The following is a 13,180-nucleotide window of genomic DNA, read 5'->3' as shown; positions in this document are numbered from 1 at the left end:
CGAGAACTCCCGATGAAACTCAACCAACAGAACCTCCATCGTCTGGCCGCCGAAGTGCAACTACCGGCCTACAACCTTAGCGACACGCGCCAGGGCATCGCCCACATTGGCGTCGGCGGCTTTCACCGCGCGCATCAGGCGTATTACACCGACGCGCTGATGAATACCGGCGAAGCCCTCGACTGGGCGATTTGCGGCGTCGGCCTGCGCACTGAGGACCGCCGCGCACGCGACGACCTCAAGGAGCAGGATTACCTGTTCACCCTGTTCGAACTCGGTGACAGCGACGACACCGAAGTGCGCGTGATCGGCGCGATTCGCGACATGCTGCTGGCCGAGGACGGCGCCCAGGCGTTGATCGACAAACTCGCCGACCCGCAAATCCGCATCGTCTCGCTGACCATCACCGAGGGCGGTTACTGCATCGACGACAGCAACGGCGAATTCATGGCGCACCTGCCACAGATTCAACACGACCTGGCCCACCCAGACGACCCGAAAACCGTGTTCGGCTTCTTGTGTGCAGCCCTGGAAAAGCGCCGGGCAGCGGGCATTCCGGCGTTTACCGTAATGTCTTGCGATAACCTGCCGCACAACGGCGCCGTGACGCGCAAGGCGCTGCTGGCCTTTGCCACACTGCGCAACAGCAATCTGTGCAGCTGGATAGACGCCAACGTCAGTTTCCCCAACGCCATGGTCGACCGCATCACCCCCATGACCAGCACCGCGCACCGTTTGCAACTGGCCGACAAACACGGCGTCGACGATGCTTGGCCGGTGGTCTGCGAACCGTTTGTGCAGTGGGTACTGGAAGACAAATTCGGCAACGGTCGCCCGGCCTGGGAAAAGGTTGGCGTGCAGTTCACCAATGATGTTTCGCCCTACGAAGAAATGAAGATCAAATTGCTCAACGGCAGCCACCTCGCGCTGACGTATCTGGGCTTTTTGAAGGGCTACCGGTTTGTGCACGAGACCATGAACGACCCGCTGTTCGTGCGCTACATGCGCGCTTATATGGACCTGGACGTGACCCCGCAACTGGCGCCGGTGCCTGGCATTGATCTGACGGATTACAAAAACACATTGGTGGCGCGGTTTTCCAATCAGGCGATTGCCGATCAGCTGGAGCGGGTGTGTTCGGACGGTTCGTCGAAGTTTCCCAAGTTCACCATCCCGACGATCAATCGCTTGATTGCTGATGGGCAGGAGACCAAGCGTGCGGCTCTGGTGGTCGCTGCGTGGGCGTTGTATTTGAAGGGGGTGGATGAGAATGGCGATAGCTATTCGATCCCGGATCCGCGCGCGACGTTTTGTCAGGCGTTGGTGGCGGACGATGCTTTAATTACGCAGCGGTTGTTGGCGGTTGAAGAGATTTTCGGCACGGCGATACCGCGTTCGGCGGCGTTTGTGGCGGCGTTTGAGTGGTGTTGCAACAGCTTGCGTGAAGAAGGTGTGACGCGGACTTTGCAGCGGATTCTGGATTGAAAAGCCCCTCACCCTAGCCCTCTCCCGGAGGTAGAGGGGACTGACCGAGTGGTTTGTGCAAGTTACATCGACCTGAACGTCCGGAGTCGAACTCAGGATTTGAACAGCCCCGGTTTGAGAGAACCGGAGCCGAACTCAGGTTTTGAACAACCCCGGTTTGAGAGACCCGGAGTCGAACTCAGCTTTTGAACAGCCCCCCGATCGGCTCCCTTTCCCCCTCGCCCCCTTGGGGGAGAGGGCTGGGGTGAGGGGGTAAGCTCTTGATCTTCACCGCAACCCAACGGGTTCACACATGACAACACAACAACTGTTCCTAGGCATCGACTGCGGCACCCAAGGCACCAAAGCCATCATCCTCGACGCCGCCAGCGGCCAAGTGCTCGGCCAGGGCGCCGCCGCGCACACGATGATCAGCGGCGCCAACGGCCGTCGCGAGCAAGACACTCAGCAATGGCTCGAAGCCTTCACCCTCGCCACCCGCCGCGCACTGCAGGCGGCGGATGTCGATGGCCAGTCGATCCTCGGCATCGGCGTCTCGGGCCAGCAACACGGTCTGGTCCTGCTCGACGACCAAGGTGAAGTGCTGCGTCCGGCCAAGCTCTGGTGCGACACCGAAACCAGCGCCGAGAACGACCGTCTGCTCACTCATCTGGGCGGTGAAAAAGGCTCACTGGAACGCCTCGGCGTGGTCATCGCACCGGGCTACACGGTGTCGAAACTGCTCTGGACCAAAGAACAGCACCCCGTGGTGTTCTCACGCATCGCACGCATTCTGCTACCCCACGACTACCTGAACTTCTGGCTCACCGGCCGCGCGTGCAGTGAGTACGGCGACGCTTCCGGCACCGGCTATTTCAACGTGCGCACCCGCCAGTGGGACTTGCAACTGCTGCGCGACATCGACGCCAGCGGGCGCCTGCAAGCCGCCCTGCCTGAGCTGATCGATGCACATCAATCTGTCGGCACCATCCTCCCGGCGATTGCCGAACACCTCGGCATCAACCCCAATGCGCAGGTCTCCAGCGGTGGCGGCGACAACATGATGGGCGCCATCGGCACCGGCAATATTCAGCCCGGCGCGATCACCATGAGCCTCGGCTCCTCCGGCACGGTGTACGCCTATTCCGAGGTGCCGAAAGTCAGCCCGGACGCCTCGGTCGCGACGTTCTGTTCGTCCAGCGGCGGTTGGTTGCCGCTGATCTGCACCATGAACCTGACCAATGCTACTGGCGCGATTCGCGAGTTGTTCAATCTGGACCTGGAGCAATTCAACCGCCTCGTCGCGCAATCACCCATCGGCGCCGACGGCGTGAGCATGCTGCCATTCCTCAACGGTGAACGGGTGCCCGCCCTGCCCCACGCCACCGGCAGCCTGCACGGCTTGACGCTGGACAACCTGACTCAGGCCAATCTGTGCCGCGCCGCCGTCGAAGGCACCACCTTCGGTTTGCGCTACGGACTGGATTTGCTCCGCCAGAATGGTTTACAAAGCCGCAGCATTTGCCTGATCGGCGGCGGTTCGAAAAGCGCGGTGTGGCGGCAGATCGTCGCCGACATCATGAACACCCCGGTGATCTGCACCGAACAAAGTGAAGCCGCCGCCCTTGGCGCAGCGATTCAAGCGGCGTGGTGCAAATCCTGGTCGAACGGCCACGAAGACAGCCTCGCCGACCTGTGCCAGCGCTGCGTGAAACTCGATTCCAGCAGTGAAACCCTGCCGATTGCCGCCAACGTCGCGGCGTTTCAGCAGGCCTATGAACGCTATCAACAGCATGTCGCAACCCTATAAAGAGCAAACAATTATGTATTTGGTGTGTGGCGAAGCCCTGTTTGATTTCTTCAGCGAAGACGACGCCAGCGGACTGGCCTCGAAAGTGAATTTCAAGGCGATTGCCGGCGGCTCGCCGTTCAACGTCGCCGTCGGTTTGCGCCGTTTGGGCGTGGACTCGGCCTTGTTTGGCGGACTGTCCACCGACTACCTTGGCCGCCGCTTGCAGCAAGTGCTGCAGGATGAAGGTGTGCGCCCGGACTATCTGGTGGATTTCGCCGCGCCGACCACGCTGGCCATGGTCGCCGTCGGTGCCAATGGCTCGCCGCACTACAGCTTTCGTGGTGAAGGCTGTGCCGATCGGCAACTGAGTCTTGCGCATCTGCCGGTGTTGGGCCCTGAGGTGCGCGGCTTGCACATCGGCTCCTTCTCGCTGGTGGTGCAGCCGATCGGCGACACCTTGCTGACATTGGTACAGCGCGAAAGCGGCAAACGCCTGATCACCCTCGACCCGAACGTGCGCCTTAATCCCGAGCCGAACATCGACCTGTGGCGCGAACGCATCGCGACGCTGGTGCCACTGGCCGATCTGATCAAGGTCAGCGACGAAGACCTGAGCCTGCTCTACCCCGAACAGGACCCGCAACGCGTGATCGAAGGCTGGCTCGAACATCGCTGCCAGATCGTCTTCCTCACCCGTGGCGGCGACGGCGCCAGTGTGTTCAGCCGCCAGCATGGCAACTGGTCGGTGCCGGCGGCCTCAGTGAAGATCGCCGATACCGTTGGCGCCGGTGACACCTTCCAGGCCGCGCTGATCACCTGGCTGACCGAGCACGGTCTGGATTCGGTCGAAGGCGTGCAGCAACTCGCTCGCGAGCAGATCGACGCCATGCTCAAGTTCGCTGTGCAAGCCGCCGCGCTGACCTGCAGCAAGACCGGTCCGGATCTGCCCTATCGTCATCAATTGAGCTGAGCGCGTAGACTGTTGGCCTTTTTGCGCACGACGGGATAACGGCTTTTGAATTACAGGCAGACGCTTGGACTACTGACACTGGCAACGCTACTGAGCGGGTGCGGCACCTCGCCGCCCCGTTCGCCGGAAGACATCTGCGAAATCTTCCGCGAAAAAAGCGACTGGTACGACGCTGCGCAAGTCACGCAAAAACGCTGGGGCGTACCGATTCAGGTGCCCTTCGCGATCATGTATCAGGAATCCGGCTACCGCTACGACGCCAAGACCCCGCGCAAATACCTGCTGTGGGTGATCCCGTGGGGCCGCGTCTCGACCGCCTCGGGTTATGCGCAAGCCAAGGATGAAGTCTGGGCCGATTACCAGAAAAGCACCGGCCGCAGCGGCGCCGATCGCGAAGACTTCGACGACGCCATCGACTTTGTCGGCTGGTACATGGACAAGACCTATTCCATCAACGGCGTCTACAAGTACGACGCCTATAACCAGTACCTCAACTACCACGAAGGCTGGGGCGGGTTCCGCAACAAGACTTACGCGAGCAAAGCCTGGCTGATGCCAACGGCGCGCAAAGTGCAGAACCGTTCGGATGTATATGCGCGGCAATATGCCGGGTGCAAAGAGGATTTGAATCGGGGGTTCTGGAGCCGGTTCTGGCATTGGTTGTAAGGACGCCTTCGCGAGCAGGCTCGCTCCCACAATAGATCTTCAGTGAACACAGATGTTGTGTCCGGCATTGAACCCATGTGGGAGCGAGCCTGCTCGCGAAAGCAGTCGATCAGACGCTACAACTCCACGCCTTACAACACCGAAAAGCTATAACTCACAATCAACCGGGTCTCATCCACATCCCGGGCAAACTTCTCATAATTGGTGCGATACGTAGCATTCCTCAATCGCAGACTCACATCCTTGAACGTGCCCGTCTGAATCACATACTTCAACTCGCTGTCGCGTTCCCATTCCTTGCCTTCCTGATCACTGCCCAACACCTTGATGTGATCACCGTTCACATAACGGGTCAGGAAGCTCAAACCATTAATGCCAATGGCCTTGAAGTCATAGTCATAACGCAACTGCCACGAGCGTTCCTGCGCAGCGGCGAAATCATTGACTTGCACATAGTTGACCAGATACGGATTGCTGCCATCGAGGTACGGCATCGAGTTGTCGCCGTTCATACGCTGCCAACCGGCACTGAACGTGTGGCCGCTGTGCGCATACGACAACATGCCGCTCAACGCACGGTTATCGATGGAACCGGCCTTGGCATCACCACTGTCGGCACTTTTCAGCACGCGCAGATCCGCTTTGAGCACGCCGCCAGCTAACGGTTGATTACCCAGCAGCCCGACAAAGTGCTGACGATAAATGTCTTCCAGTTCGGCGTAGTGATACTGCGCAGTCAGGCGATCATTGATCTTGTAATCTAAGCCGTACATGTCGAAATGGTCGGCGGTGGTGTTGCAGGCGTAGCGCTTGTTCTTGCAGTGCACGCGGATGTCTTGCGAATCAGTGGAATCGCGCGCGGTGTACTTGTCCAGGCGCGCGGCCATGAAGGTCAGGTCTTTCAGCTCTTTAGAAGTGAGCATCGCGCCGTTGAACATGGTCGGCAGCAAACGACCGTCGTTGTATTTCAGCAGCGGCAGATCCGGCAGCAGCGCACCGTACTTCAGCACGGTGTCCGAAACCTTCACTTTGGCGGTCAGGCCCATTTTCGCGTACTGGCCTTTCGAGCCGCGCGGATCGTTGCCGCTGGAAGGCAGCAAGCCGCTGTTGCTGCGGTCCGGGCTGGAATCGAGTTGAAAACCAAGCATGCCCAGCGCATCGATACCAAAACCCACCGTACCTTCGGTGTAGCCCGATTGCAGATTGAGAATAAAGCCCTGCGCCGACTCTTCACGCTTGGAGGCGCCCTGAGCGTTCGAGGTGCTCCCATCACGGAAATCGCGGTTGAAGTACACCGTGCGCGACTCGATTCTCGCCGTGGTGTCTTCAAAAAATCCGCTGGCCTGAACCTGTGCGGTAAAACCTGCGCACAGCACAACGGCTCCGAAGCCAAACAACTGGCGCGGGGTGATGAGGGAAAATGGGGGACGCATGAAAAACTCCAACAATGCAGCGTTTGCGCAAGCGCGCAACAAGCCAGAAAAATAGCTCCCGTCCCGGGTCAGATTGAACCAGGAGAAAGTGAACACGCAGGGGTGAGCGGCAATGATGGCAGATGGCTTTGACGTGCTACAGGCGACTTTAGTCTGAATCTGACTGAGGATTCTTCAACCCTGGATCGTGGGAAAAGTTGCCGGCGATCAACGCCAATTCGCACTAAACACCCGGTTTCATTAGGCCAAACACCCCATCTAAGGGTTTTCCCTATACCGCAAACCTGCCAGACCTACGGCTTTTGTGCCTTGAACGAGGCCGCTTAATCCTCCATCATCCGTCACCTGCTTATTCAACGGACGGAATTCAAGGCATGCTGGACGCCAACGCAACCCACATCACCCTCACGCTTGAAGGCGCCAACGCCGACCTGCAAGTCCTCAGCTTCACTGGTCGCGAAGCCCTCAACGAACCGTTCCGTTTCGACCTCGAACTCGTCAGCGCCCGCCCCGACCTCAAACTCGAAGAGCTGCTGCACAAGCCCGGCGTCCTGACTTTCGGCCCGACCGGCGAAGGCAAGATCCACGGTCTGGTCTATCGCATCGAGCAAGGCGACTCCGGCAAAACCCTGACCCGTTACAGCCTCAGCCTGGTGCCACAACTGGCCTACCTGCGGCACAACCACGATCAGCAGATTTTCCAGCAACTGACCGTGCCGAAGATCATCGCCCAGGTGCTGGAGGATCGCGGCATCCTCGCCGACGCCTACAGCTTCCAGCTCGGCGCCGAGTACCCGGAACGCGAATACTGCGTGCAGTACGACGAATCCGATCTGCATTTCATCCAGCGCCTGTGCGAAGAAGAAGGCATTCACTTCCACTTCCAGCACAGCAGCAGCGGCCACAAACTGGTGTTTGGCGACGACCAGACCGTGTTCCGCAAGCTGAAACCGGTGAGCTACCAGCAAGACTCCGGCATGGCCGCCGACAAACCGGTGATCAAGCGCTTCAACCTGCGCCTGGAAACCCGCACCACCCGCGTCAGCCGCCGCGACTACGACTTCGAAAAACCGAAGATCCTCCCCGAAGGCGCGGTCAAAACCGAGTTCGCCCCGGACCTCGAGGACTACGACTACCCCGGCCGCTTCACCACTCGAGAGCGCGGCAAGTTCCTCTCCACCCGCGCCCTCGAACGCCATCGCAGCGACTACAAACTCGCCGAAGGCAAAGGTGACGAACCAACCCTCACCAGCGGCCATTTCCTCACACTCGCCGAACACCCGCGCGCCGAGTGGAACGACCTGTGGCTGCTGCTGGAAGTCTTCCACGAAGGCAAACAGCCGCAAGTGCTCGGCGAAAACGTCACAAGCGACGTCACCGACAACAAAAGCGATTTCCACCAGGGCTACCGCAACAGCTTCCTCGCCACCCCGTGGGACGCACACTACCGCCCTGCCCTTGAACACCCGAAACCGCAAGTCCTCGGCAGCCAGACCGCCGTCGTCACCGGCCCCGCAGGCGAAGAAATCCACTGCGACCAGTACGGCCGCATCAAAGTGCAATTCCACTGGGACCGCGACGGGCAATCCAACGACAAAACCACCTGCTGGATGCGCGTCGCCAGCGGCTGGGCCGGCGCAGCGTACGGCGGCATCGCCATCCCGCGCATCGGCATGGAAGTCCTCGTCACCTTCCTCGAAGGCGATCCCGACCAGCCGCTGGTCACCGGTTGCCTGTACCACAAGGAAAACGTCGTCCCCTACGACCTGCCGGCAAACAAAACCCGCAGCACCTTCAAAACCCTGAGCTCACCGGGCGGCAAGGGCTACAACGAGTTCCGCATCGAAGACAAGAAAGGCGCCGAGCAGATCTACATCCACGCCCAACGCGACTGGGACGAAAACATCGAGCACGACCAGAAGATTCGCGTCGGCAATGAGCGGCATGACACCGTTGAAGCCAACACGCTCAGTGAGTTCAAGGTTGAAGAGCACCGGATTACGCATCTGGATCGCATCAGCGAGATGCGTGCGGATGATCACTTGACGGTGGGTGTGACGCAGCATCTGAAGGTGGGGACTGCGCAGTTTGTTGAGGCCGGGTCAGAAATCCATTACTACGCCGGCCAGAAGGTTGTGGTCGAAGGCGCAATGGAGCTCACGGCCAAGGCTGGTGGGAGTTTTGTGAAGGTGGATGCAGGTGGTGTGACCATCAGCGGCGCGGAGGTAAAGATCAATACCGGCGGCTCGCCTGGGGTTGGGACGCCTGCGGCACCATTGCTGCCGGGACCGATGAAAGTAGCGGATGCGGACAAGGCTGGTAAAGCACCACTCCCCGCCCGTCTGAATGAGTCTGGCATCACACCGTTGTGCGGAAAACAGAGTAACGGCGCTTGCAGCCGTAAGGATTGCACATGCATGTAAAAGCGCTGAGCGCTCTGCTCGCAGAGCCTCGCTACAACTTTTCTGACCTGCCGGCCGCGAGCGAGTCGCTCTGTTTCATCATCGACCAGGGACTCCAGCCAGAAGCATTGAGTCAACTCTACCGAGTAGGCGAACCGGTGGTTTCCCAAGGGCTGTTTTTCGGCACTGACTTCGCAGAGATTCCTGATGGCCCGTTGTGGCTGGTGGCTCCTCGGGGCAGCAAAGTGGCAAACGTAGCGGCAAAACTTTGTGAGGAACGCTTTTCGGGAATAGCGATCTCAACACCTGATCCTGAACAAGCATTGGCTCATGCGCGCTGGTTGCTCAGAGCCAATGACGGTTCCGGTGGGCAGAGCTTGTTGAGCTTTCACAAACCGAGTCTGTGGGCAGCGCTGACTTATACAGCTGGGAAAACCTTCGATCAGTTGCTGGGTTGCTGGAACGCCATCTACTGCCCTGCGCCGATACATTTCGGTCAGCAGCGCGGTCCATGGTTGGCCTGGAAAGCCAACGAGGAATCGACGTGGCTTGGTGACAAAGCGGCGTTCAACCTTCCCGAGGCAGCCGCGCAAGTTCAAGCGCGCCTGGGATGGGTTTATTGGATTGATGAGGAATACGCAGCGTTTGAAGAACCAGACGATGAGCGCCTGAACGATATCGCTGACAACCTCGACCTGCTGCTCAAAAGCAATATTTATGACGGTGATCACCTGCTCAAGCTTGGCCACGCCGTGAACGGCCCGCTATTCGAAACACAGCCTGAGATCATGGCGATCCTGCAATCTAAGGACGAGTCGTTTATCAAAGTAGATCGGCTCCTGGAATCAGCCGCCGTCGCCCAACGTTAGGGCGACGCGACAACAGAACGGAATCACCATGGAAATCACGAATCACGCCGTCATGCCCGGCGAAACCCTGGGCCAGATCGCTTCGCGCTACAACAGCACCGTGGCGCAACTTCGCCAGCTCAACCCCTTCATCACCAATCCGGACAACGTCAAAGTCGGCTGGAACCTGAGCGTCCCCAAAAGCGCTCAAGCGGCCGCCACGCCTACCGCTCAGCCGCCCGCCGCGTCGCAAGCGCCTGCGCAGGCAGCCCCGGAAGCGCCCACTCAGTGCTCCGCTGAGGATCTGGTTGAACTGGATCCGGTCAAGGACGCTCCTGATCAGAGTTCAAAGACCTTCAAACCCCACGCACCTCCGTGTTCTAAAAAGTTTGCCAGCGCGATTTATGCCACTGAGGAGCAAGAGTTCTGGCTGCTCCCTGAGCGGGCAAAGTCTGCCATCAAAGAATCGATGTTCGCGCTGGATAAAATGATTGCCCCCAGCAAACCACGTGATGCACGCCTGAACGGGCTGCAGGAATCTGGTTTGCTGGAATACTTCCTTGAGCCCAAATTGAGCAACTTCCTCACGGGCGAGAAGCGTACGCGGATGGAAGAGTTTGAAGCGATGGGGGATGAGATCGAAATCGATCCCGCCACCGCCAAAAAGAGGCAAAACGAAGTTAACGGAAACAAACCGGCAGCGGCTCCTGCACAATCTCCTCAAGAGGACACCGCGCAATCGCGCATGGACCGTCTAACGGCAGACCTGGCTACTGACCAGGACGTCCACAAAGCCTATGCCGATTTTTACAAGCGGAGGGCTGAGTGGCATGCGCTGAAAAAAGAAGCGGTAGCGGCCGCGAAGCTGGAAGGCTACACCTACGAAAGTGGCTCGCTCTATTCCAAAGAGGCGATTGAGGCGCGCGCACGGGTGCAGGCTTATCTGGAGGCTCGCAAGAAACTTCTCGGCAACAAAGACTTCAAGCAGGTCCCGCTGGAAGACGTTGCGAAAGCCCTGGCGGAAAAGAAAAAAAGCTACGAAAACATCTGCAGCGGCATGAATGACTGCACCGCCGATCTGGTCGGGTATGTCTTGACGCTCTACAAAAACGCCGATGCGCTTGATTATCATGCTTACACTGAATCCATTATCAAAGCGTCTGAGTACGGCATCGCACTTCCAGAATTCGCTTTGATCAGTGACGGCCTTCCTTCCGGCATCGAGCAGTTCAAACTGTATCTGGATACCGAGAAAGAGCAGGCGGAAGTTACAGCGCAGCTTCAAGAGAAATACAAACGCTGGATCGAGGCAACAGGCCAGAACGCCCAAGCGCCGGCGGGCCTGGTTGATGTGGAACGGACCAAATGGGATAGCCTGCAAAAGACCAAAGACGACCTTCAAGCAAAAGCCCAAAGCAATGTCAGCAACAGCAAGCCTGCGCGTTATCTAATTTGGGACCCGGAAGAGTTCCAGCCAAAACCGGTCGACCGCATGGTGAAACCGGGCTTTCCGCTGCGTGAAGTCAGTCTTTCAGATGCCAAGGGTACGCCCCTGGGCTGGTTCAGCATGGCGAACCTGAAAGACGCAAAAAAGATCCTGAAAGAGGATTCAAAAAAAGCAGCCGGTTCAATAAAAAAGGTCGCTCAAAGTTTGCCCGCGGACGCAACCGAAGGCTCCGATAAAAATAGTGAAATCAATTCGTTCCGCCAATGGCTTCTAGATCAGGGCGCCATCAAGTTCAGCGATCAGGTCGGCGACTGTTTCGATGAAAAAGGCTGGTTCAAAGCCAAAGACTTTTATGCTTACTTGAAAAAGCAAGGCTATGAGGTCACTGAACTGGAAGACGACGCGACCCTGACCAACTGGGGCGAACACCTTCAGCAACTGGTGTTCAAGAAAAGTGTGCGCGGCAAAGTAAGACTTTTTGATGCTAGCCCTCAGGCGCAATTGGTCCGTTGCCTGACACCTCCACAGCCAAACATTCACGGTGAAGTAAAGCTCGAAGGCCCGAAAATGTCCGCCGCCGAGGGTTTCCAGATATCTGGCGAGATGGGCTTGAGCCTGGACCTGGCCCGTGGCGAAGTTCAGTTGATGAAAGTCGACATGCCTGCCAAAGCCAGTGCTCAAGAAATCACGCTTGATTACCTCCTGGACGGCAGCCCGCAAAAAATGAATTTCGGCCGCTTCTCCTTCCACTTTGGTGTGAAGGCATGGGGCTACGCCGGAGCATCGTTGCTGCTAGCCGGCAGCGTCGAGTTGAGCCCGATCTTCGGCAACGTCAAGTATGGGGCGTCACTGAGCCCGGTAAAACGCGCACAGCGTGAAGATGCTTCGGCAAAAGAAGAACGCTCCGATCACGCCGCCGCCAAGCAAGCCAAGGCCGACAGCGGTGACGACAGCCCTACTCCCGATCTTGAACACAAATCGAAATCCGGCACCTACGCCGATTCCAAGAGCACAGACCAACTGCGAGGCGGCCGCTTCGCCAAAGTGCAAGTCGAAAACGGCGCAAAAGCCAGCTTCAATGTGTTTGGAGGCTTGCAAGCCGCCATCGAACTCACCGGAGCGCTGAACTGGGCACCGCCAAAGGAACTCGTCGCCCTGCGCACCGCGCCAACGATGGGCGTTGGCAGCGCTAAAGACGCGAAAAGCGCAAATCCATGGCTGACGTTAGCCAAGCTAAGCGGCTCCGTTGGCGTGGCCTTAGGTGCGGGCTTTCAGGGAACAGCGCAGGTGTCTCTGGATAAGGGGCGGTTTATTCTGAACCTGAAGGCCGCGGTAGTGCTGGGTCCGGGTGCTAACGGTAGCTTTAAATTCGAAGTTGGCTATGAGGCAGTCGTTGACCTCATCAACCTGTATCGCAAAGAGTTGCATAAGGCGCAAGGCAGAAAAATCGAATGGATGGAGCAGGACGCAAGTGAGTATGCCGCGGCGCTCAATACACTTGGCGCTGCTGGTCTGAACGTGTCCATGGCATACATGATGCGTTTAGACGTAGTAATGAGTTTGTATGAAGCATTAACTAGTGGGGGCAAGGGAGGTCCGATTGCGGATGCGATTATCGAATACGCAGATCAGAGAGAGTTAGAAGAGTGGTGCGTAAATGCTATTCCAGAGGCACTTGGCCCCTTACTACTGACCCTTACAAGCTCGCCACAATCATTTACAGTCGCTCTAAACAACGGCGATAACGAAACACTAAAAAGCAAAAAACGCGAATACAATGACTCGGAGTCACATCTGATACAACAGCGAGCAATAGAGCGAATACTTAACTGGATTACAAAAAATGCTCAGCAGCAAAACACCGTTAGTCAAGCGCAAAAGCAGTTTGAACGAGCCTGCATCCGCATGAACGGTTTCGGAGTAGAAATTAAAGACTCCAATCAAAATTACTGCAGTAATCGATTAATTTTAGATAGATTCATGAGCACCCCCGTACTTAGCTTAATGAGCCCAGCAAACGACAGGATGCGTGAAAATTACAAAAAACACGTGAAGCTACTTGGTGCAAATCTAGATGGAACTTGCCAGCGTAGTAATTTTCAAGGCAGAACCTATACCTCTTCGCCCCGAGCCACATACGTCGAGCCGTCTCGCTAAT

The 13,180-nt window shown here is 57.8% G+C and carries 8 protein-coding genes; 7 read left to right on the top strand and 1 reads right to left on the bottom strand.

The features are described from left to right. Nucleotides 1-12 precede the first annotated feature (12 nt). The 4 genes from AB4N44_RS01005 (at nucleotide 13) to AB4N44_RS00990 (ending at nucleotide 4,892) form a co-directional block, all read left to right on the top strand. Nucleotides 13-1,485 carry a mannitol dehydrogenase family protein gene (locus AB4N44_RS01005; protein WP_160039810.1) on the top strand — a complete coding sequence of 491 codons (1,473 nt, stop codon included), beginning with the start codon at nucleotides 13-15 and terminating at the stop codon, nucleotides 1,483-1,485. Between the two features lie 292 nt (nucleotides 1,486-1,777). Beyond that, a complete protein-coding gene (gene xylB / locus AB4N44_RS01000) occupies nucleotides 1,778-3,274 on the top strand; it encodes a xylulokinase (protein ID WP_460110670.1) in 1,497 nt (498 codons plus the stop codon). 13 nt (nucleotides 3,275-3,287) lie between these two features. Then, complete coding sequence (locus AB4N44_RS00995; protein ID WP_316918263.1) at nucleotides 3,288-4,226, top strand: carbohydrate kinase family protein; 939 nt, start codon at nucleotides 3,288-3,290, stop codon at nucleotides 4,224-4,226. Between the two features lie 45 nt (nucleotides 4,227-4,271). Then, entirely contained in the window at nucleotides 4,272-4,892 is a 621-nt protein-coding gene (locus AB4N44_RS00990) for a transglycosylase SLT domain-containing protein (RefSeq protein ID WP_007912129.1), read from the top strand. Nucleotides 4,893-5,023: 131 nt separating this feature from the next. Here the strand turns inward: AB4N44_RS00990 and AB4N44_RS00985 are convergent, their stop codons facing one another. Continuing rightward, nucleotides 5,024-6,325 (bottom strand): OprD family porin, encoded by a 1,302-nt coding sequence (locus AB4N44_RS00985; protein ID WP_460110672.1) that lies wholly within the window; start codon nucleotides 6,323-6,325, stop codon nucleotides 5,024-5,026. 374 nt (nucleotides 6,326-6,699) lie between these two features. Between AB4N44_RS00985 and AB4N44_RS00980 the strand changes: the two genes are divergently transcribed. Genes AB4N44_RS00980 through AB4N44_RS00970 form a run of 3 tightly spaced genes read left to right on the top strand, consistent with a single transcriptional unit; the run spans nucleotide 6,700 to nucleotide 13,179 of the window. After that, nucleotides 6,700-8,748: a type VI secretion system Vgr family protein gene (locus tag AB4N44_RS00980; RefSeq protein ID WP_460110673.1), complete on the top strand. Its 2,049-nt coding sequence runs from the start codon at nucleotides 6,700-6,702 to the stop codon at nucleotides 8,746-8,748. Further along, nucleotides 8,739-9,596 carry a DUF4123 domain-containing protein gene (locus AB4N44_RS00975; RefSeq protein WP_316918260.1) on the top strand — a complete coding sequence of 286 codons (858 nt, stop codon included), beginning with the start codon at nucleotides 8,739-8,741 and terminating at the stop codon, nucleotides 9,594-9,596. The genes AB4N44_RS00980 and AB4N44_RS00975 overlap by 10 nt, the downstream gene beginning before the upstream one ends. A 28-nt stretch (nucleotides 9,597-9,624) precedes the next feature. Then, nucleotides 9,625-13,179, top strand: a complete 3,555-nt coding sequence (locus AB4N44_RS00970; protein WP_460110675.1) for a LysM peptidoglycan-binding domain-containing protein — start codon at nucleotides 9,625-9,627, stop codon at nucleotides 13,177-13,179. Nucleotide 13,180 lies beyond the last annotated feature (1 nt).

Source organism: Pseudomonas sp. S3_C06 (genome assembly GCF_054667675.1).
The sequence above is the reverse complement of the archived record's forward strand: the minus strand, read 5'-3'. Positions and strand labels throughout refer to the sequence as shown.

Coding starts and splice junctions, on each gene's coding strand:
- AB4N44_RS00985 (WP_460110672.1), bottom strand. CDS start 6,325: ATGCGTCCCCCATTTTCCCTCATCACCCCGCGCCAGTTGTTTGGCTTC.
- AB4N44_RS00995 (WP_316918263.1), top strand. CDS start 3,288: ATGTATTTGGTGTGTGGCGAAGCCCTGTTTGATTTCTTCAGCGAAGAC.
- AB4N44_RS01005 (WP_160039810.1), top strand. CDS start 13: ATGAAACTCAACCAACAGAACCTCCATCGTCTGGCCGCCGAAGTGCAA.
- AB4N44_RS00975 (WP_316918260.1), top strand. CDS start 8,739: ATGCATGTAAAAGCGCTGAGCGCTCTGCTCGCAGAGCCTCGCTACAAC.
- xylB (WP_460110670.1), top strand. CDS start 1,778: ATGACAACACAACAACTGTTCCTAGGCATCGACTGCGGCACCCAAGGC.
- AB4N44_RS00980 (WP_460110673.1), top strand. CDS start 6,700: ATGCTGGACGCCAACGCAACCCACATCACCCTCACGCTTGAAGGCGCC.
- AB4N44_RS00970 (WP_460110675.1), top strand. CDS start 9,625: ATGGAAATCACGAATCACGCCGTCATGCCCGGCGAAACCCTGGGCCAG.